18 protein-coding genes, 2 tRNA genes and 1 riboswitch are annotated in these 20823 nt (G+C 50.7%); of the genes, 17 read left to right on the forward strand and 3 right to left on the reverse strand.

The genetic code is table 11. The features are described 5' to 3' along the window. The first annotated feature begins 150 nt into the window (after positions 1–150). Positions 151–248: riboswitch (glycine riboswitch) on the forward strand. A gap of 210 nt (positions 249–458) precedes the next feature. The 17 genes from gcvT to HMPREF3022_RS05905 all read left to right on the forward strand — a co-directional run bounded on the left by gcvT (position 459) and on the right by HMPREF3022_RS05905 (position 17396). After that, on the forward strand, positions 459–1559 hold the full coding sequence (gene gcvT / locus HMPREF3022_RS05825; protein WP_049332161.1) for a glycine cleavage system aminomethyltransferase GcvT: 1101 nt from the start codon (positions 459–461) through the stop codon (positions 1557–1559). 146 nt (positions 1560–1705) lie between these two features. Continuing rightward, on the forward strand, positions 1706–2245 hold the full coding sequence (locus HMPREF3022_RS05830) for a hypothetical protein (RefSeq protein ID WP_141756500.1): 540 nt from the start codon (positions 1706–1708) through the stop codon (positions 2243–2245). A 36-nt stretch (positions 2246–2281) separates the two neighbouring features. Continuing rightward, positions 2282–2680, forward strand: coding sequence for a glycine cleavage system protein GcvH (gene gcvH / locus HMPREF3022_RS05835; protein WP_049332164.1), 399 nt, complete (start codon positions 2282–2284; stop codon positions 2678–2680). A gap of 107 nt (positions 2681–2787) precedes the next feature. Then, positions 2788–3339, forward strand: a complete 552-nt coding sequence (locus tag HMPREF3022_RS05840; protein ID WP_049332166.1) for a DNA-3-methyladenine glycosylase I — start codon at positions 2788–2790, stop codon at positions 3337–3339. Positions 3340–3394: 55 nt separating this feature from the next. Further along, a complete protein-coding gene (gene gcvP, locus HMPREF3022_RS05845; protein ID WP_070765254.1) occupies positions 3395–6247 on the forward strand; it encodes an aminomethyl-transferring glycine dehydrogenase in 2853 nt (950 codons plus the stop codon). A gap of 224 nt (positions 6248–6471) precedes the next feature. After that, positions 6472–7281, forward strand: coding sequence for a bifunctional hydroxymethylpyrimidine kinase/phosphomethylpyrimidine kinase (gene thiD / locus HMPREF3022_RS05850; protein ID WP_049332169.1), 810 nt, complete (start codon positions 6472–6474; stop codon positions 7279–7281). A gap of 111 nt (positions 7282–7392) precedes the next feature. Further along, a complete protein-coding gene (locus HMPREF3022_RS05855; protein WP_003679886.1) occupies positions 7393–7812 on the forward strand; it encodes an OsmC family protein in 420 nt (139 codons plus the stop codon). A gap of 259 nt (positions 7813–8071) precedes the next feature. Beyond that, entirely contained in the window at positions 8072–8785 is a 714-nt protein-coding gene (locus tag HMPREF3022_RS05860) for a GntR family transcriptional regulator (RefSeq protein ID WP_004519550.1), read from the forward strand. 72 nt (positions 8786–8857) lie between these two features. Continuing rightward, the gene (locus HMPREF3022_RS05865) at positions 8858–9637 is read left to right on the forward strand and encodes a DeoR/GlpR family DNA-binding transcription regulator (protein WP_049332174.1); all 780 of its coding nucleotides are present in this window, start codon (positions 8858–8860) and stop codon (positions 9635–9637) included. Positions 9638–9742: 105 nt separating this feature from the next. Further along, positions 9743–11431: a glutamine--tRNA ligase/YqeY domain fusion protein gene (locus HMPREF3022_RS05870; protein WP_049332176.1), complete on the forward strand. Its 1689-nt coding sequence runs from the start codon at positions 9743–9745 to the stop codon at positions 11429–11431. 73 nt (positions 11432–11504) lie between these two features. After that, entirely contained in the window at positions 11505–12275 is a 771-nt protein-coding gene (locus HMPREF3022_RS05875; RefSeq protein WP_049332178.1) for a hypothetical protein, read from the forward strand. 57 nt (positions 12276–12332) lie between these two features. Next, the gene (locus HMPREF3022_RS05880; RefSeq protein WP_049332180.1) at positions 12333–13235 is read left to right on the forward strand and encodes a DMT family transporter; all 903 of its coding nucleotides are present in this window, start codon (positions 12333–12335) and stop codon (positions 13233–13235) included. A 244-nt stretch (positions 13236–13479) separates the two neighbouring features. Further along, positions 13480–14739 (forward strand): transcription termination factor Rho, encoded by a 1260-nt coding sequence (rho, locus tag HMPREF3022_RS05885; protein WP_003680905.1) that lies wholly within the window; start codon positions 13480–13482, stop codon positions 14737–14739. Positions 14740–14795: 56 nt separating this feature from the next. Then, a complete protein-coding gene (locus HMPREF3022_RS05890; RefSeq protein WP_049359174.1) occupies positions 14796–16154 on the forward strand; it encodes a deoxyguanosinetriphosphate triphosphohydrolase in 1359 nt (452 codons plus the stop codon). Positions 16155–16286: 132 nt separating this feature from the next. Then, positions 16287–16363 (forward strand) — tRNA-Arg (locus tag HMPREF3022_RS05895). 12 nt (positions 16364–16375) lie between these two features. Next, positions 16376–16450 (forward strand) — tRNA-Glu (locus HMPREF3022_RS05900). A 394-nt stretch (positions 16451–16844) separates the two neighbouring features. After that, the gene (locus tag HMPREF3022_RS05905) at positions 16845–17396 is read left to right on the forward strand and encodes a hypothetical protein (RefSeq protein ID WP_070765270.1); all 552 of its coding nucleotides are present in this window, start codon (positions 16845–16847) and stop codon (positions 17394–17396) included. 83 nt (positions 17397–17479) lie between these two features. On the opposite strand, the gene HMPREF3022_RS05910 is transcribed toward HMPREF3022_RS05905, so the two are convergent. The 3 genes from HMPREF3022_RS05910 to HMPREF3022_RS05920 form a co-directional block, all read right to left on the reverse strand. Next, positions 17480–18790, reverse strand: a complete 1311-nt coding sequence (locus HMPREF3022_RS05910) for an NCS2 family permease (protein WP_049352523.1) — start codon at positions 18788–18790, stop codon at positions 17480–17482. A 226-nt stretch (positions 18791–19016) separates the two neighbouring features. After that, positions 19017–20339: a tRNA (N6-isopentenyl adenosine(37)-C2)-methylthiotransferase MiaB gene (gene miaB, locus HMPREF3022_RS05915; RefSeq protein WP_003684389.1), complete on the reverse strand. Its 1323-nt coding sequence runs from the start codon at positions 20337–20339 to the stop codon at positions 19017–19019. Between the two features lie 72 nt (positions 20340–20411). Then, positions 20412–20807 carry a hypothetical protein gene (locus tag HMPREF3022_RS05920; protein ID WP_049333912.1) on the reverse strand — a complete coding sequence of 132 codons (396 nt, stop codon included), beginning with the start codon at positions 20805–20807 and terminating at the stop codon, positions 20412–20414. Between the last annotated feature and the right edge of the window lie 16 nt (positions 20808–20823).

The raw sequence follows: 20823 nt of genomic DNA on the forward strand, positions 1-20823 counted from the left end.
TCAGACGGCCTGAGACTTTTGCAAAAACATTTGCCGCATAGCTAACAATTTTATAAAGGCTCAAGTTTTGCCGCCCCAATAAAAAGACGGATATTCACATCATAAATATTCGTCGGCTACTTGCCCAAACTGCCGATTCAAGACATAATCGGGAAATGTGCAGGAGAGTGTTACAACCAACTACAATGTAACCACCGAAGGCGCAGACACCCTTAAATCGCTCAGGTATCAGGGACTGCACATTGAAACAAACAATCTGGAGAGCGGCGTTAGAATAACGTCCACCGAAGGGGAGAAGGCCGTCTGAACCACCATTCAGACAACCGCGCAAAGCAGTGAGCAGACTGGTTTGCCATCATGCGGATACGGCCGAAAATCTCAGGTTCAAGGACAGATAGGGTCATCCGCGCACAGGTGCGCGGGCGGCATCTGAACAAAAAATCCGGAGAAACTTGAGAATGACTGCTCTGAAAACCACCCCATTTCATCAAGCCCATCAAGATGCAGGCGCGAAGCTGGTAGATTTTGCCGGCTGGGAGCTGCCCATCCATTATGGTTCACAAATCGCCGAACACGAAGCCGTGCGTACCGATGCCGGTATGTTTGACGTATCCCATATGCTCGTTACCGACGTAGCAGGCGTAAATGCCAAAGCCTTTTTCCGCAAATTGATTGCCAACGATGTCGCCAAACTCGCTTTTGTCGGCAAAGCCCTTTATTCCGCTTTGCTCAACGACAACGGCGGCGTGATTGACGATTTGATCGTTTACCGCACCAATGAAGCCGAAACCCAATACCGCATCGTGTCCAACGGCGCGACCCGCGAAAAAGACACCGCCCAGTTCCATAAAGTCGGACAAGAATTCGGCGTTGCCTTCAATCCGCGCTACGACCTCGGCATGCTTGCCGTACAAGGCCCGAAAGCCATCGAAAAACTCCTGACCGTCAAACCTGAATGGGCGGACGTGATTCACGGCCTCAAACCGTTCCAAGGTGCAGACTTGGGCAATGACTGGTTTGTCGCCCGTACAGGCTATACCGGCGAAGACGGCGTCGAAGTCATCCTGCCCGGCACCGAAGCCGTCGCATTCTTCAAAGCCCTGCAAGAAGCAGGCGTACAGCCTTGCGGTCTCGGCGCACGCGACACCCTGCGCATGGAAGCCGGTATGAACCTCTACGGCAACGATATGGACGACAATACCAGCCCGCTCGAAGCAGGCATGGGCTGGACGGTTGATTTGAAAGACGAAAACCGCGATTTCGTCGGCAAAGCCGCCTTGCTGGCATTGAAAGAAAAAGGCGTTGCCGTCAAACAAGTCGGTTTGCTGCTCGACAAAGGCGGCATCCTGCGCGCGCATATGGAAGTGTTGACCGACAAAGGCAAAGGCGAAACCACCAGCGGCGTATTCTCGCCCAGCCTGAAACAATCCATCGCCATCGCCCGCGTACCGAAAGATTTTGACGGCAATACCGCCAAAGTTCTGATTCGCGGCAAGGAAGTCGATGTGCGCGTATTGAAGCTGCCGTTTGTGCGCAACGGTCAAAAACAGTTTGATTAATATCGATTCAGACGGCCTTTTTTGTTAAGGGCCGTCTGAAAGCAGGTTTTAAGGAATTGTTATTTCCTATGAAAGCAACCTTTGGCAGTTTATTGTTGTTATTGATGTTATCGGCTTGCGCTTCGTCTGCCGGCGAGCGCGGATTGATGTTTTTCGATACAGAAGGAAAATCCCGTACTGCAATATTTATGAAAACCGTTGGCGGCAATGGAAAGATTGCCGGCGAGGTGACGATAGACGGGGAATATGCTCTTGATATTATCCGCATGAATGATGATTTGAGTATTGCCGTGCAAGATAATAAGGGTAGAAGCCGTGCTTCCGACCTGAAATCATTGTTGCAAGCGAAATCATTTACCCTGTATGCGTTCAGCCGTTATGCGGGCACAGTTGAAGTGGATAAAGTATCGGCTGTTACAGGCATTTGTGCAGATTACCGCAGCAAAGGTCTGAAGGTTGCCGTTGCAGACAATATGAGATCCAAACAAGGAATCGTTGTATTCCGCGCAAGCGGCGTAATGGCAAGTAACAAGCGCAAGATAAACGAAGCATATTTGGATTATTCTGCATCCCCTAAACTTCTTTCCTCCCAAAAGCAAAAATTGGAACAAGATAAAAACAATATGATTGCCGTCCATTACGGACGTTTGGAAGAATTAATCGCACGAGGTATCTGCGCACGCTAAGCTGTGCAGATGCCGTCTGAAAATAACCCCCTATCAATGGAGTATCAAACCATGAGCAACATCCCAGCAGAACTGAAATACGTTGCCAGCCACGAATGGCTGCGCCTTGAAGAAGACGGTACCATCACCGTTGGCATTACCCACCACGCGCAAGAGCTGTTGGGCGACATCGTGTTTGTCGAGCTGCCAGAAGTCGGTGCAAGCCTGGCTGCCGAAGAGCAAGCAGGTGTGGTTGAGTCTGTAAAAGCCGCATCTGACGTATACGCTCCGATTGCAGGCGAAATCGTTGCCGTCAACGAGGATTTGCCAAGCGCTCCGGAAACTGCCAACAGCGACCCTTACGGCGCAGGCTGGTTCTTCAAAATCAAACCTGCCAACCCTGCCGATTACGACGGTCTGCTGACTGCCGAACAATACGCAGGCGAAGTAGCTTGATTTTTGCAAACATCCAAACAGGTTTTGCGCCTGTTTGATATTGCAGGTCTCAGGTCGTCTGAAAAATGCTTTCAGACGGCCTTTGTTTCAATTTTTCCTTAGCAAACATGAATTACTGCGAATTTGTCGCCACGCTTCCTGACGATACGGACAATCCCAACCAACATTATCACGACACGCAATACGGTTTTCCGATTGAGGACGACAATGAATTGTTTGAGCGGCTGGTATTGGAAATCAATCAGGCAGGATTGAGCTGGACGCTGATGCTGAAGAAGCAGCAGGCATTTCAGACGGCATTTAAAGGTTTTGACATCGATACGGTTGCCGCATTTGACGAAGCCGATATTGAGCGGCTGCTTGCCGATGCAGGCATCGTCCGCAACCGCCTGAAAATCAACGCAGCCATTTATAACGCGCGCCAAATCAAACAAATACAGCAAGAATACGGCTCATTCAAAAACTGGTTGGATGCGAACCATCCGCTCGACAAGGCTGAATGGGTGAAGCTGTTTAAAAAACATTTCAAATTTGTCGGCGGCGAAATCGTCGGCGAATTTCTGATGAGTACCGGCTACCTGCCCGGCGCGCATGTGGAAACCTGTCCGGTTTATAGGGAAATATTGGCATGTCGTCCAAAGTGGGCGGAGGCCGTCTGAAACAACATCTGCAAGAAAAAACAGTGTTGATATCGATAACACCGAAGGAGTAGAAATGAAACTATCTGAATTGTTCAACCCGAACGAATTTGCCGCGCGCCATTTGAGCTTTGGCGACGAGGCTGCGCTTTTGGAAGCGCTCGGCGAGAAGAGCATGGATGATTTTGTCGGCAATACCGTGCCGCAAAGCATCCGTATGCCGTCCGAACTCGATTTGCCAGAAGCCCTGACCGAGGCGGACGCGTTGGCGAAATTGAAAGGCATCGCGTCTAAAAACGTGATCAATAAGTCTTATATCGGTTTGGGCTATTACCCGACCCGCGTGCCGAACGTGATTTTGCGCAACGTATTGGAAAATCCGGGTTGGTACACTGCCTACACCCCGTATCAGGCGGAAATTGCCCAAGGTCGTTTGGAAGCTTTGTTGAACTTCCAACAAGTGTGTATCGATTTGACTGGTTTCCCTGTGGCAGGCGCGTCTTTGCTGGACGAGGCGACTGCCGCCGCCGAAGCGATGGCGATGGCGCACCGCGTGGGCAAAGTGAAATCCGAGCGTTTCTTTGTGGATGCGCGCGTGTATCCGCAAACTTTGGACGTGATGAAAACCCGCGCCAAATATTTCGGCTTTGAACTGGTGGTCGGCGATTTTGCCCAAGCCGACGAGGGCGAATACTTCGGCGCGCTATTCCAATACGTCGGCAAAGACGGCGATGTGCAAGACTTGCAGGATGTTATCGGCCGTCTGAAAGCAAAAGGCACAATCGTTGCCGTTGCCGCCGACATCATGAGCTTGGTTTTGCTGAAGTCTCCGGCTGAATTGGGCGCAGATATTGCTTTGGGCAACACCCAGCGCTTCGGCGTACCGATGGGCTTCGGTGGTCCGCACGCCGCTTATTTCGCATTTAAAGACGAGTTCAAACGTTCTGCCCCGGGCCGTATCATCGGTGTATCCAAAGACGCATCGGGCAAACCTGCCTTGCGCATGGCCTTGTCCACACGCGAGCAACACATCCGCCGCGAAAAAGCGACATCCAATATTTGTACCGCACAGGCATTGCTGGCGAACTTGGCCGGTATGTATGCCGTTTACCACGGTCCTGAAGGCGTGAAACGCATTGCCAACCGTATCCATGCGTTGGCTTCTGCCTTTGCCGATGCGCTGGTTTCAGACGGCCTGAATGTGGTTCACAAAGTCTTCTTCGATACCGTTACCGTCGATTTCGGCAGCAAAGAGAAAGCAGACCAAGTGTTTGCCGCTGCTTTGGCGTCGGGTTACAACCTGCGCCGCGTCAACGATACTCAAGTTGCGGCTGCATTCCATGAAACATCGGCATACGAAGATTTGGTTGATTTGTACCGCGCGTTTACCGGCAAGGATACGTTCGCATTTGCCGATGACGTCAAAGGCCGTCTGAATGCAGAATTGCTGCGTCAAGACGACATTCTGCAACATCCTGTGTTCAACAGTTACCATACCGAACACGAAATGTTGCGCTACCTGAAAAAACTCGAAGACCGCGACTTGGCGATGAACCGCAGCATGATTTCATTGGGCAGCTGTACCATGAAGCTCAATGCGACTGCGGAAATGTTGCCGATTACTTGGGCAGAGTTCACCGACATCCACCCTTACGCTCCTGAAGCGCAAACCGCCGGCTACCGCGAATTGCTTGCTGATATGGAAAACAGCCTGAAAGCCATCACCGGCTTTGACGCGATTTCCTTCCAGCCCAACTCCGGCGCGCAGGGCGAATACAGCGGCATGCTCTCCATCCGCCGCTATCAAGAAGCCAACGGCGAGGGACACCGCAACATCTGCCTGATTCCCAAATCCGCCCACGGCACCAACCCTGCGACTGCCGCTATGCTGGGTTTGAAAGTCGTCGTTGTCGATACCGACGAACACGGCAACGTCAACATCGACGATTTGAAAGCCAAAGCCGAGCAATACCGCGACGCTTTGTCCGCCATCATGATTACCTACCCGTCCACCCACGGCGTGTACGAAGAAGGCATCCGCGACATCTGCCGCATCATCCATGAAAACGGCGGACAGGTTTACATGGACGGTGCCAACCTCAACGCCCAAATCGGCATCATGCAGCCTGCCGAAGTCGGCGCGGACGTGTTGCACATGAACCTGCACAAAACCTTCTGTATCCCCCACGGCGGCGGCGGCCCGGGCGTTGGTCCTATCGGTTTGAAAGCCCACCTTGCCCCGTTTGCACCGGGACACGCCTTGACCGACACCCGCAGCGCCAGTGCCGACCAAACCGCCGTTGCTGCTGCGGCCTTCGGTTCTGCGTCCATCCTGCCGATTACTTGGATGTACCTGACCATGATGGGCAAACAAGGCATGGAACAGGCGACACGCTGGGCATTGCTCAACGCCAACTACGTTGCCAAGCGTCTGAGCGAAGACTATCCGATCCTGTATACAGGCAAAAACGGCCGCGTCGCGCACGAATGTATCGTCGATTTACGTCCGCTTAAAGCCGAAAGCGGCATCACTGAAACCGACATCGCCAAACGCCTGATGGACTACGGCTTCCATGCGCCGACGGTTTCCTTCCCTGTTGCCGGTACGCTGATGATTGAGCCGACCGAAAGCGAGAGCAAAGCCGAACTCGACCGCTTCATCGCCGCCCTGAAACAAATTAAACAGGAAGTGCTGAAAGTCGAGCGTGGCGAATGGTCGAAAGAGGACAATCCGCTGGTGAATGCTCCGCATACCGCAGCAGATGTAACCGGTGAATGGGCGCATCCGTACTCCCGCGAAGAAGCCGTCTTCCCATTGCCGTTTGTCCGCGAACACAAATTCTGGCCGAGCGTCAAACGGGTAGATGAAGTGTATGGCGACCGCAATCTGGTTTGCTCCTGCTTGCCGATTGACGCATACGAAGAATAAGCCTGAATAGGTTTAAAATTGAACAGGCCGTCTGAAAATGAAAATAGTTTTCAGATGGCCTTTTGTTTGTTAAGATATTTCGCCCGAGAACGTACGTTTGTTTTGGGTAAAACAACAAATAAGGCATTCGGAAAGATAGACGGCGAATGCCTTTGTTTGCGGATAAAACCAAACTGCTCTCAACAACGATAAACACAAGGCCGTCTGAAAAACAGGAGGATATGATGGACGAACTTTTTATTCAAACGCTGACGATTGCCGGCTCCGATTCCGGAGGCGGCGCGGGCATACAGGCGGATTTGAAGACATTTCAGATGCGCGGCGTGTTCGGCACCAGCGTACTGACAGCGGTTACCGCACAAAATACTTTGGGCGTATCGGCAGTGCATCCGATACCGACCGACATGATTGCCGCACAAATTGCCGCGATTCAGGAGGATTTCCAAATCCGCGCCTATAAAATCGGCATGCTGGGTACGGCGGAAATCATCGAATGCGTGGCGGAACAAACTGCCGAATGCGATTTCGGCAAACGCGTGTTGGATCCGGTCATGATTGCCAAAGGCGGCGCACCGTTGTTGGAAAATTCAGCCGTCGAAGCCATGAAACGCCTGCTGCTACCGCATACGGACGTATTGACCCCCAATCTGCCCGAAGCGCAGGCATTGACGGGTATTAATATTGAAAACCGCCAAGATGCGGAACGCGCCGCCAAAATTCTTCAGGATTGGGGTGTGAAAAATGTAGTAATTAAGGGCGGACATCTTGCCGACAGCCAAAGCGAATATTGCACCGACTGGCTGTTTACGCCATACGAGACCATCGAGCTGAACAGCAAACGTTTCCCAACGCCGCATACGCATGGCACGGGCTGCACGTTTTCTGCCTGCATCACTGCCGAGTTGGCAAAAGGGTTTAGCGTGCCCGAGGCGGTTCAAACGGCAAAAAACTATATTGCCGCCGCCATTTCCCATCCTTTGGGCATCGGGGCAGGGCATGGGCCGGTCAATCATTGGGCGTATCGGGACGAATAATGCGTTTAGGCCGATTGTAATTGATTGTATTTTTCAGACGGCCTGACTAGGTTTATCACTTGAAATTGTTTACAATATTGGATTAATGCTTTTACGGATAAAAAAGACACCATGCAAGTTACTTCAAAATGGATAGACGGAATGTGCTTCGTCGGTACAACGGCAAACGGACACAGCGTTGTGATGGAAGGTGCGGCGGCTGAAGGCGAAGTCAAACGCGGCCCCAGCCCGATGGAAATGCTGTTGTTGGGTGTAGCAGGCTGTTCCAGCATCGATGTCGTGATGATTGCCGAGAAACAACGCCAAAAAATCACCGACTGCCGTGCCGAAGTGACTGCCAAACGCGCCGACACCGCGCCGCGCGTGTTTACCGAAATCCATATCCATTTCAAAGTGTATGGTCGGGATTTGCAAGAAAGTGCGATTGAACGCGCCGTACAGATGTCTGCCGAAAAATATTGCTCCGCATCGATTATGCTGGGCAAAGCGGCAAAAATGAGCCACAGCTTCGAGATTGTCGAAACAGAATAAGGCGGTTTTCAAGGAAAAAGCCGGAGCGTGAGACGGCTGCACACAAAAAAGCAGATATATTCACGCATTAACATGAATATATCTGCTTGCTTTTTATTCCTTTTTCTCTCTCTCTATCAGCCTTTATAACTTGGCTTGTTGATCTCATTGTGCAAGTTTCGTTTAACATTGTCAACAATTTTTAATTATATTTTAAACAACCCCGAAAGATGCAGGTTTGTAAACGCTTGCGCCTTAATACGGATACTGGGGAAACATTATGGATTACGAAAATAATACCAACGTTGCGCCTGCAACTTCATCGCTTATTTTGGAAGAGCGTCACGATTCGGAACTCTTCCGCGTGTACGCATTGATTTTGGACGGCATTACCGACCATCTGCTGCTGCCGGGCAAAAAACTGACCGAGTCCGAGCTTTGCCGACAAATGGTTTGTTCGCGCAATACCGTGCGTGGCGCATTGTCGCTTTTGGCGCACGATAAAATCGTCGATTTGCAGCCCAACCGCGGCGCATTTGTCCATGTGCCGGACTTGAAAGAAATGAAAGACGTGTTCAACACGCGTATCGAAATGGAAAGCATGATTCTGAGCGTCCTCATCGATATGCCTGATTTGGAAACGCGTCTGCAACCGCTTTATGCCATGATTGAGCAAGAGGGCGCAGCCTCCGAAAGCGGCGACCGCGTGGGTTGGAACCGCCTGTCCAATGCCTTCCATGTCGAATTGGCGCGGCTGCTGGACAACGATGTCCTGTTTGAAATCATGAATACCTTGTGCGCGCGTTCTTCATTGATTGTGGCTGTTTCCGATCCGCTTCGCAAAGAAAAGCGCAACATCGATTCCAATTCGCACCATGAACACCGAGAAATCCTCGATTTATTGCTGGCAGGCAAGCGCAACCGTGTGACCAAAGTCATGCGCCGCCACTTAGGCGCGTGTATGGAACGCTTGGAACAAAAACTCGAGATGTAATCGGTTTGACAATAACAAGGCCGTCTGAAATATTCAGACGGCCATTGGTTTATCCCTACAAAGCGAAACGCCATGAAACCAAAAATCCAAAGACACGAACATATCCTCAGCCTTGTCCGCGAACATAACTTTATGACGGTGGAAGAATTGGCGGCGAATTTGGATGTTACGCCGCAAACCATACGCCGCGATGTGCAGGAGTTAAGCGAGACCGGACAGCTCAAACGCTATCACGGCGGCGCATCTTTGGGCGACGTTTCAGTCGTAACGGCAGGGCAGGAGCGGCGCAACCATCAGCAGCAGGAAAAAAACGCCATTGCCCGATTGATTGCTTCCACCATTCCCGATAATGCCTCGCTCTTTATCAGCATCGGCACCACCATGGAAGCCGTCGCCGCCGAGTTGGTCAGACAGCGTAAAAACCTGCGGATTATCACCAACAATATCTACGCCGCCTCCATCACTGCGGCGCGTACCGACTACACGGTCATCATCGCTTCCGGCGTGGTCCGCCCCTTGGACGGCGGTATTACCGGCGTGGCGACCGTCGATTTCATCAACCAATTCAAAGTCGACTATGCCATCATGAGTACCCACGGCATAGAAAACGACGGCTCGCTTTTGGATGACGATTACAAGGAAGTCAGCGTCATGCAGGCAATGGTGAACAATGCCCGCGTGCGCTATCTTGGCGTAGACCACAGCAAGTTTAACAGCAATGCCTTGGTCAGACTGGGCGATATTGGCGCATTCGATAAGCTGTTTACCGACCGCACACCATCCGCCGCCATGCAGAAAACCCTAAACGAACGCGGAGTGGCGTGGCAGGTTGCCGACCCTGTATCAAAGTAGCCAAGTCAGGTACAATTGAGCCATCATTCCATTCCTTTCAGACGGCCTGATTGAATGCTCAGGCCGTCTGAAAACAGAAAATCATTTTCCCATCAAAGAAATATTATGTTGAATAAAGACCAATTTGCGGACAACCATTTCATCCGCACCATTATCGAAGAAGACCTCAAAAGTGGTAAACATACAGCCATCCAAACCCGTTTCCCGCCCGAGCCGAACGGCTATTTGCACATCGGCCACGCCAAATCCATCTGCTTGAACTTCGGTTTGGCTTATATTTATGACGGTTTGTGCAACCTGCGTTTCGACGACACCAATCCTGAAAAAGAAAACGACGAATACGTCAACGCCATCAAAGAAGATGTTGAGTGGTTGGGTTTCCATTGGGCGGGCGAGCCGCGTTTCGCTTCCAACTATTTCGACCAGCTTTACGACTACGCCGTCGGTTTAATCAAAGACGGCAAAGCGTATGTCGATGATTTGACGCCCGAAGAAATGCGCGAATACCGCGGCACGCTGACCGAAGCGGGCAAAAACAGTCCTTACCGCGACCGCAGCATCGAAGAAAACCTCGACCTGTTCACGCGCATGAAGAACGGCGAGTTTCCCGACGGCAGCAAAACCTTGCGCCTGAAAATCGATATGGCTTCAGGCAACATCAATATGCGCGACCCCGTCATCTACCGCATCCGCCGCGCCCATCACCACAATACCGGCGACAAATGGTGCATCTACCCGATGTACGACTACACGCATTGCATTTCCGATGCCATCGAAGGCATCACGCATTCCTTGTGTACACTCGAATTTGAAGCACACCGCCCGCTGTACGACTGGGTGTTGGACAACATCCCCGCGCCGCATGCCACGCGTCCGCGCCAATACGAGTTTTCGCGTTTGGAGCTTTTATATTCCATCACCTCCAAACGCAAGCTGAACCAACTGGTTTCAGACGGCCACGTTTCCGGCTGGGATGATCCGCGTATGCCGACCATTTCCGGTATGCGCCGTCGCGGTTACACGCCCGAAGGCCTGCGCCTGTTTGCCAAACGCGCCGGTATTTCCAAATCTGAAAACATCGTCGATATGAGCGTGTTGGAAGGCGCGATTCGTGAAGAGTTGGAAAACTCTGCGCCACGCCTGATGGCGGTTTTGAATCCGCTCAAAGTGACCCTGACCAACTTTGAAACCGGCAAAACCCAAAGCCGCCGTGCCGCGTTCCATCCGAACCACGAAGAAATGGGCGATCGCGAAGTACCTATTTCCCAAACCATCTACATCGAAGCCGACGACTTTGCCGAAAATCCGCCTAAAGGCTTCAAACGCCTGATTCCTGGCGGCGAAGTACGTTTGCGCCACGGCTATGTGATTAAGTGTGATGAAGTAGTCAAAGATGAGGCAGGCAATGTGGTTGAACTCAAATGCAGCATCGACCACGATACCTTGGGCAAAAATCCCGAAGGCCGTAAAGTTAAAGGCGTGATTCACTGGGTTTCCGCCGAACACGCCGCCGAAATCAAAGTCCGCCTGTACGACCGCCTCTTTACCGTCGAGCGTCCCGATGCCGTGCGCGGCGAAGACGGCAACTACCTGCCGTTCACCGATTTTCTCAACCCTGAATCCATCAAGGAAATCACCGCCTACGCCGAGCCTGTCGCAAAAGATTTGCCGGCGGAAAGCCGTTGGCAGTTCGAGCGTATCGGCTACTTCGTAACCGACCGCAAAGAACACAGCAAAAACACGCCGGTGTTTAACCGCACGGTGACGTTGAAAGATTCTTGGCAAGCAAAATAATTGTCCAAAGGCAGTCAGTATGCGCTGGCTACCTTTATTGTGTTTAAATTTTTGATTTTATAATAGGAATTTTATGGAAAACCAAATACTTACTTCACAGGAAGTTCGGTATCATGAACCTAAACGCCTTTCTGCTTTTGCTGGTATAAAATGGATTACCGATGCTTTCGGTATTTTCAAACTTCATTCGTGGAAATGGATAGGTGTATTATTTCTTTATATTATTGTAGGACTTGTAGCCTCTATTGTGGATTTTCTGGAAATTGATGTGCTTTCTAATTTAAAAAATATTGTGTTAGGTTGGGTGGGTATTTGTCTGCTCGGAGGGGTAATGTTTGTCGCACATAGAACCAGTAATCATAATATCTTTAATACACAGGATTTTTTTATTGTCTTTCAACATAAGAAAATGAGTTTCTTTATTTTGTATTTATTACAAATGCTATTTGGTGTTATTGTAGGGTCACTCATTTTACCAATGTTTTTTCTGACAGATCGATGGGGTGGGGTAGCAATTCTTCCGTTCATGTCATTGATTTCATTTGTTGCTCTAATCTTATTCTTATTGACACCTGCTTTAATCGTTTTAGATGATATGAATGCATGGGATGCTATCAAAGCCAATTTCAAAGCTGTTATACTTAATATTCCGGCAATATTGGTTTTTACTATAGGGATGTTTATCTTGTTCTTTTTATTCGGTGCATTAATTGGTGTACTGGATGGATGGATAATTTCTGTTTTTCTGTTAATATTTTTTTTACCTCTTTGTGTAATTTATTTATTACTCCCCTATGCTGTATACCGCAGTATTTACCCTAATGGTCGTATTGTGAAATCCTAAGTGGATAAAGGCCGTCTGAAACATTTTCAGACGGCCTTTGTCGATAAAAGGAATGAGATGGAACGTTATTCTGTACATTTGAAACTGCTGGGGATGGCGGTGCTGTGGGGCGCGTCTTGGCCGATGGGGCGGATGCTGGGGCAGTCGCTGCCGCCGCTGACGGGCGGGGCGGTTCGGTTTGTACTGGCTTCGGTTTTGTTGTTGGGCTGGTTGTTTGCGCGCAGCAGGTTTGCAACTTTGGCAGCTTTGTCGGCGCGGCAATGGCTGGGTTTGACGGCGGCTGCTTCCGTCGGCGTGTGCGGCTATGCGGTGTTTTTTATGCTGGGTTTGCAGACTATGCCGGCAGGTAAGGCGGCGGTGGTCGTGGCAGTGAACCCCGTGCTGACGCTGCTGTTGGCAACTTGGTTTTTCGGCGAGCGTTTAAATGCGAAGATTTTGGCGGGTATGCTGCTGGCGGTCGGCGGTGCCATTATGGTGGTAACGCAAGGGCAGCCGTTGACAGTGTTATCGGGCGGCATCAAGGCAGGAGAGTGGCTGATTTTCGGTTGCGTGGTTTGTTGGGCGGCTTATACTTTAATTGGTCGCGCGGTTTTGCGCGGGATAGACGCGCTGACGGTAACGATGGCAACTTCGTTCATCGGCGCTCTGATGTTGTCGGTGGTGGCGTTGTGGATGGACGGAATGCCGTTTGAGGCGATAGCGGCAATGGATGGGCGAGGTTGGACAGCCTTGGCGTGGCTGGTCATCGGTGCGACGGTATTGGCCTATGCGTGGTATTTTGAAGGCGTGAAGACTTTGGGTGCAGGCAGCGCGGCAGCGTATATTACGCTTGTGCCGATTTTCGGTGTGCTGTCTTCGGCGTGGTTTTTGGGCGAACCGCTGCATATTTCGCTGGTTGCGGGTTGCGCGGCGGCGGTCGGCGGCATGACGCTGATGCGGTACGGACAGAGGGCTGTCTGAAGTTGGGTAAATACTCGGATTTTTGGCGATAGGGTTGCGATTGCCAAGCTGTTGCCGGCCATAATCTTATTGCAGGGTAAGATTATGGTCTCGGCTCAGTGTTCAATTTAAAAATTTGACACCCTGCCTCCAACTGCCTAAAATTCAACTTTCTCAAAAATCTACCGTATCCTGCGGCATGATTTCATACTTTCAGACGGCCTTTGTGCCATCTCTCTGATACCATTCAAAATATATCAATACTATGCACGTTTCAGAACTCCAAACCCTCCACATTTCCAAACTCTTGGAAATGGCAGAAGAACATGGCATTGAAAACGCCAACCGTTTCCGCAAACAAGACCTTGTTTTTGCCATCGTCCGCCAGATGATGAAGCAAAATGTCAGCTTTACCTGTTCCGGTACGCTCGAAATCCTGCCCGACGGCTTCGGTTTCTTGCGCAGCGCAGATACTTCTTACCTTGCCGGCCCTGACGATATTTATGTTTCGCCCACGCAAATCCGCCGCTTCAATCTGCACACCGGCGACACCATCGAAGGCAGCGTGCGCGTACCTAAAGACAACGAGCGGTATTTCGCGCTTGTCCGCCTCGATACCATCAACGGTGATCAGCCCGAAGTCTGCAAACACAAAATCCTCTTCGAAAACCTCACACCTTTATTCCCAACCGAACAATTCAAGCTCGAGCGCGACATCAAAGCCGAAGAGAATCTGACCGGCCGTGCCATCGACTTGGTTTCCCCAATCGGTAAAGGCCAACGTGCATTGTTGGTGGCGCCGCCTAAAACCGGTAAAACCGTGATGTTGCAAAACATTGCCCACGCTATTACCGCCAATTATCCCGATGTCGAGCTGATTGTCCTGTTGATTGACGAGCGTCCGGAAGAAGTGACCGAAATGAGCCGTTCTGTACGCGGTGAAGTGGTTTCCTCTACGTTTGACGAACCTGCGCAACGCCATGTACAAGTAGCCGAGATGGTGATTGAAAAAGCCAAACGCATGGTCGAACACAAGAAAGACGTGGTCATCCTGCTGGATTCGATTACCCGTTTGGCGCGCGCCTACAATACCGTCGTGCCGACTTCGGGCAAAATTCTGACCGGCGGTGTCGATGCCAACGCTTTGCACCGTCCGAAACGCTTCTTCGGCGCAGCGCGTAATGTGGAAGAGGGCGGTTCGCTTACCATTATTGCGACAGCGCTTGTTGAAACCGGCAGCCGCATGGACGATGTGATTTACGAAGAGTTCAAAGGCACGGGCAATATGGAATTGCACCTTGACCGCCGCATGGCAGAAAAACGCCTGTTCCCGGCCATCAGTATCAATAAATCCGGTACGCGCCGTGAAGAATTGCTGGTGCCGAACGATCAGTTGCAACGCATGTGGCTCTTGCGCAAATTCCTGCATCCTATGGACGAAATCGAAGCAACCGAGTTTTTGGTGGGCAAACTCAAAGACTCCAAAAACAATGACGATTTCTTTGAATTGATGCGCGGTAAATAAGCATAAGGCCGTCTGAATATGTTTCAGACGGCCTTTACTTTGCTTGAGGAATCTTTATGACCATCCGAATGAATTGGCAAAACTTATTGTCGACCCAACGCTTCCGTACCAAAAACGGCGAAATTGTGCCGACCGTTACCCCTTCGACTCAGGAAGGTGCCGATGCTTTGCGTACGGATTTTCACATTGACTACGACCGGGTTGTTTTTTCCGGAGCCTTCCGCCGCCTTGGCCGTAAAACGCAGGTGCATCCGTTGGCGCAACACGATTTGACGCACAACCGCCTGACGCACAGCGTTGAAGTTGCCAGCGTGGGCAGGAGCTTGGGCAACCGCGTGGGCGTGATGTTGCACAACGGCGGTTTTCTGCCGCAGGGCAACACGCCCAGCGATATTGGTGCCGTGGTGCAGGTTGCCTGTTTGGCGCATGATTTGGGCAATCCGCCGTTTGGCCATACCGGCGAAGATGCTTTGCGTGATTGGTTCAGACGGCCTGAACATCAAATTTATCTGAACACATTGAACGAAGCGGAACGCAACGATATTCAAACCTATGAAGGCAATGCGCATAGCCTGCGTATCGTCGCCAGCCTTGAAATGTATCCGGAGGCGGGCGGAATGCGCCTGACTGCGGCAGCCATCGGCGCATTGCTGAAGTATCCGTGGACAACGCAACATCCGAACGGCAGAAAAAAATTCAATATTTATCAAACCGAGTTGCCGTTTATCCGTCAGGTTGCCGATGAATTGGGGCTGGTTTCCGCAGGAGCAGATAGCTGGGCGCGCCATCCTTTGTCTTATTTGATGGAGGCCGCCGACGATATTTGCTATGCCTTGCTGGACTTGGAAGATGCCGTCGAATTGGATTTGCTCACGGATACGGAAGTAGAAAGTATTTTGTCCGAGCTGACCTTTGCCGAAAGCGCGTGGCACGCCAGTTCCAGCCGTCAGCGTTGCGCCATGTTGCGCGGCATTGCGATCGGCAAGGCAATTGATGATGTTGCGCAAACCTTTATGCTGCATCAGTCTGACTTGTTGGACGGAACATTCAAAGGCAAAGACTTGCTTGCTCTGTGTAGCCCGCAAGTGCAAAACACTTTGGCAAAAGCGAAAGAGTTGGCGCAAACACGGATTTTCCGCCATCACACCAAACTCTTGACCGAGATCGCCACGTTCCCATGTTTAGGCTCCATCTTGGATTTGCTCGTCCCTGCCGCCTATGCCCTGATTGCAGAAAAACAGTTGGCAACGCGTCAGTCTTTGGCGTTGGAATTATTGAAAAAGCACAATCCGATTCTTCCTGAAGACAGTCTGTATCAGGCCTATATGAAAATTTTGGATTTTGTCGGCGGCATGACCGATAACTCCGCCGCCAAAATGGCACAGGATTTATCAGGAGTAGGGATTTTGCGTTAATTTTATATTTTTTAATTTCAATCAGTTAAGTAAAAATATAAAAAATATCCGTGAAAAAAGTAGACAGGTTTTGGTAAAGCCTATATTATTCGATCTTCTTGATTCACAACGCACTTGCGAAGTGATGAGGATGCACCCGTAGCTCAGTTGGATAGAGTATCTGGCTACGAACCAGAGGGTCGGGCGTTCGAATCGCTCCGGGTGCGCCACAAGATTTATCCGCGCCCATCGTCTAGCGGTTAGGACATCGCCCTTTCACGGCGGTAACCGGGGTTCGATTCCCCGTGGGCGTGCCAGTTTTCAAAAAAGCGCAATCTATTTTAGATTGCGCTTTTTTATTGCATTTACTGTTTGTGTTCTAAGGCCGTCTGAAACGCTTAGCAACTCAAGAGGCAGAAGTGTGTAAAATAAATCGCCCAGACTTTTTGTCGTCTATATGCGCTTTTCAATCTCATTTTACCATTGTCGAAACCCAATTTATTGGCAACAGTATTCATCTTAAGAGTTCCTAAACCTGAATTTACATGATTTCATATTTATAATTTATTGATTTTAGAAAATAAAAATATTTATTTGAACTTTTCTTAAAAAATGCCGTCTGAGATAAAGACAAGACGGAATATCTCTGTTAATGTGTAAATGTCAGCCGGCGTTTGCCGGTTTTTTATTGAAACCATTTGGGAGTCAATTATGAATATGAATGTTAAATTAATCGTTCCTGCCGTTTTGGCGGCTGTTGCCCTAACTGCATGTAGCAGCGGTTCTAAAGCCAAACCTGAAGCTAAAGCTGCGCCTACTGCGCAACAACAAGCTCAGGCTCAACAAGCTCAAGCTCCAGTACCTAATACTTTGAAAGTAGACTCTATCGACGGTACTAAAGAAGTTCACTACAAATGCGGTAAAGACGGCAAAGAGCCTCTGAGCGTAATGTATGGCTTCAAAGGCAACGAAGTTGTTGCTGCCCAAGTAAAATACAAAGGCCAAGTAACTGAAAACCTGTTCCGTATTACTGACAGCAGCAAAGATGTAAACGCATTCTGGGGCGGCAATGTTGCTTGGATTGCTGAAGCAGCCACTGCAGCCAACGTGGACAAAGTTGATGGCAACATGCTGACTATCCGCGGTACTACCGAAGTAAATGGCAAACAAGAAGTGGTTGACCAAATCGCTACCCGTTTCTGCGCATTGGACAAAGGCGCGAAAGCTGCCGCTAAACCAGCTGCTAAAAAAGTGAAAAAATAATCTTTTACCGACAGCTTTAAACGCTGGGTAAAATAAAACAGGCCGTCTGAAAAGTTTTCAGACGGCCTGTTCTTTTGAGCGGTTTAACCCAAGAACCAGAATTTCAGTGCCCACAACACGGCGACAATCCATACCATAGGCGGTACGTCTTGGGTGCGGTTGCACAAGAGTTTGATGAGTGCGTAGCTGATAAAGCCGAACGCAATACCGTCGGCAATCGAGTAGGTAAACGGCATGAAGACGATGGTCAGGAATGCCGGTGCGGCTTCGGTCATGTCGTCCCAATCGATTTCACGTGCGCTGCGCAACATTTGCGCGCCAACATAGAGCAGGGCGGGTGCGGTAGCGAATGCAGGAATGCTTTGAACCAGCGGGGAGAAAATCAGGCAGGCCAGCATCAGTACGCCGACGGTAACGGCAGTCAGGCCGGTACGGCCGCCGGCAGAAACGCCTGCCGCGCTTTCAACGTAAGGGGTAGTAGAGGAAGTACCCAAGGCGGCGCCTGCGATAATGGCGGTAGAGTCGGCAAGCAGGGCGCGTTTCAAACGCGGCAGTTTGCCGTCTTGCAACAGGCCTGCGCGGTGGGAAACACCGACCAATGTGCCGGTAGAGTCAAACAGGTCAACCAGGAAGAATACAAAAATCACGCTGACCATGCTGACGGTGAACAAGCCTTTGAAGTCCATCTGCATGAAGGTTGGCGCAATGCTCGGAACTTCGCCGACCACGCCTTTGAACTCGCTCAAGCCCAAGATGGTGGAGATGGCGGTCAGCGTCAGAATGGTAATGATGATGGAGCCTTTAACGCGGAAGTGGCCAAGTGCAACCACCATGACAAAGCCTGCCATCGCCAGTAGGGCGGTAGGCTGGTGGATGTCGCCCAAACCGACCAATGTGGCAGGATTGGCCACAATCACGCCTGCGCCTTTGAGTGCAATCAATGCCAAGAAGAGGCCAATACCTGCGGCAATCGACATTTTCAAGCCCATAGGCAGGGCGTTGACCAGCATTTCACGCACTTTAAAGAAGCTGAACAGGATGAAAATAATGCCTGAAATGAAAACGGCACCCAAAGCCACACGCCAGTCCACGCCCATGCCTTTGACGACGGCAAAGGTAAAGTAGGCGTTCAAACCCATGCCCGGAGCGAGGGCAATCGGGTAGTTGCCGACAAAGCCCATCACGAAACAGCCGATGGCGGAGGCGATACAGGTAGCCACAAATACTGCGCCCATATCCATGCCGGTTTCGCCCAAAATCAGAGGGTTGACGATAATGATATAGCACATGGCGAGGAAGGTTGTCACACCTGCCATAATTTCCGTGCGGACGTTGGTCTGATTGGCGTTGAGGTTGAATAATCTTTCCAAAACGCTTTGATTTGAAGAACTCATTCGAGATATTCCTTTGGGAAAGCCGTTCAAGGACGGAATCAGCGGGTTTAACTGCCGGAAGCTCGGATTTTGGCCTTAACTTCTCAACAGATAAGGGAATTTTCGGGCGGTATTATACTGAAAAGCCTTTTGTTCGGGTAATAAAAATACATGAATCAGATAATGCCCGGCCGAACCAAGATAAAGGCCGTCTGAACAGTTTCAGACGGCCTTTGTTTGTGCGTGCTTATACCGGTTTGCCTTTCAGGGAGAAGGTGTAGGCTTCAGTGATTTCCAAATCGATCATTTGGTTGATCATATCGGGTGTACCGGTAAAGTTGACCACGCGGTTGTTGGCGGTACGGGCTTGCAGTTGGTCAGGGTCTTTTTTGGAGATACCTTCAACCAAGCAGCGTTGAACCGTGCCGATCATGGTTTGGTTGATGCGTGCGGTTTCGGCTTCGATGACTTCGTTCAAAGCTTCGAGGCGGCGCACTTTTTCTTCGTGCGGCGTGTCGTCGTGCAGGTTGGCGGCAGGCGTGCCAGGGCGCGGACTGTAAATAAAGACGAAGCTCAAGTCGAAGGCGATGTCTTTCACCAGTTTCAAGGTTTGCTCGAACTCGCGCTCGGTCTCGCCCGGGAAACCGACGATAAAGTCGGAGCTGAGGCACAAATCAGGACGGATGGCGCGCAGTTTACGGATGATGGATTTGTATTCCAATGCGGTGTATCCGCGTTTCATCGCGCTCAATACGCGGTCGGAACCGCTTTGAATCGGCAGGTGCAGGTGGGAAACCAGCTTCGGCAGGTCGCGGTAGCACTCGATAATCGCGTCGGTAAATTCGCGCGGATGGCTGGTGGTAAAGCGCAGGCGTTCGATGCCGGGGATTTCGTGGACGATGCGCAACAAGGTGGCAAAGTCGCAGATTTCGCCGTTTTCCATTTCACCGCGATAGGCATTGACGTTTTGGCCTAAGAGGTTGATTTCTTTAACGCCTTGTTGCGCCAAACCGGCAATTTCAGTCAATACGTCGTTAAGTGGGCGGGAGAATTCTTCGCCGCGGGTGTAAGGGACGACGCAGTAAGAGCAGTATTTGGAGCAGCCTTCCATGATGGAAATGAACGCTGAACCGCCTTCTACGCGTGCAGGCGGCAGGTGGTCGAATTTCTCGATTTCGGGGAAGGAAATATCGATTTGCGACAGGCCGGTGGTTTCTTTGTCAACGATGAGTTTGGGCAGGCGGTGCAGCGTTTGCGGACCGAAAACCACGTCCACATACGGAGCGCGTTTGACGATGTTTTCGCCTTCTTGAGAGGCAACGCAGCCGGCAACACCGATGATGAGGTCGGGATTTTTTTCTTTGAGCGGACGTACACGGCCTAAGTCGGAGAAGACTTTCTCTTGCGCTTTTTCACGCACGGAGCAGGTGTTGAACAAGATGATGTCGGCGTCGTCAGGTTGGGTAACCTGCTCGATGCCGCCGTGTTCTTCGGCGAGGACGGACAGCATTTTTTCGCTGTCGTACTCGTTCATTTGGCACCCGAAGGTGCGGATAAATACTTTTTTCATGGTTTGTTTGATTGATTGGCTTGTTGTAAAAGGGTTCAGACGGCCTGTGAAATACTCGGGCCGTCTGAAAAATTATTCTTCCGCCTTTTTCTGCTTTTTGGCGTGTTCGATGAACCTGTCGGCTTCGGCGTCGGTCAAAATCCAGATTTCGCGGACGAGGCGGCTTTCTTCGTTGTATTTGAACGCAACGGCTTTGCCGGTTTGGTTCAGCAGGCGGCCCATGGGGATGAAACGGTCGTTTTCATCGTGGATTTTGGTAAAGCGCGTGATTTGCAGTTTGGCCGCATTGCCGTCCACAATGCCCAACGTCAGCAGGCGCGTCCAAGAAAAACCGCCTTTGCTGACTTTCAGATAAGGCAAATCGACCGTCTTTAAAACGGCCACATCCATATCGTCAGGCAGGCTGCGTTGTGCATGGACGAGGGAGGACGCCAAAAGGGCGAGGCTGAGTATGAATCCGCGTAACATGATGCTTTTCTTTTAT

The organism is Neisseria sp. HMSC065C04, assembly GCF_001815375.1.
In the GTDB taxonomy this organism is placed as follows: Bacteria; Pseudomonadota; Gammaproteobacteria; order Burkholderiales; family Neisseriaceae; genus Neisseria; species Neisseria flavescens_D.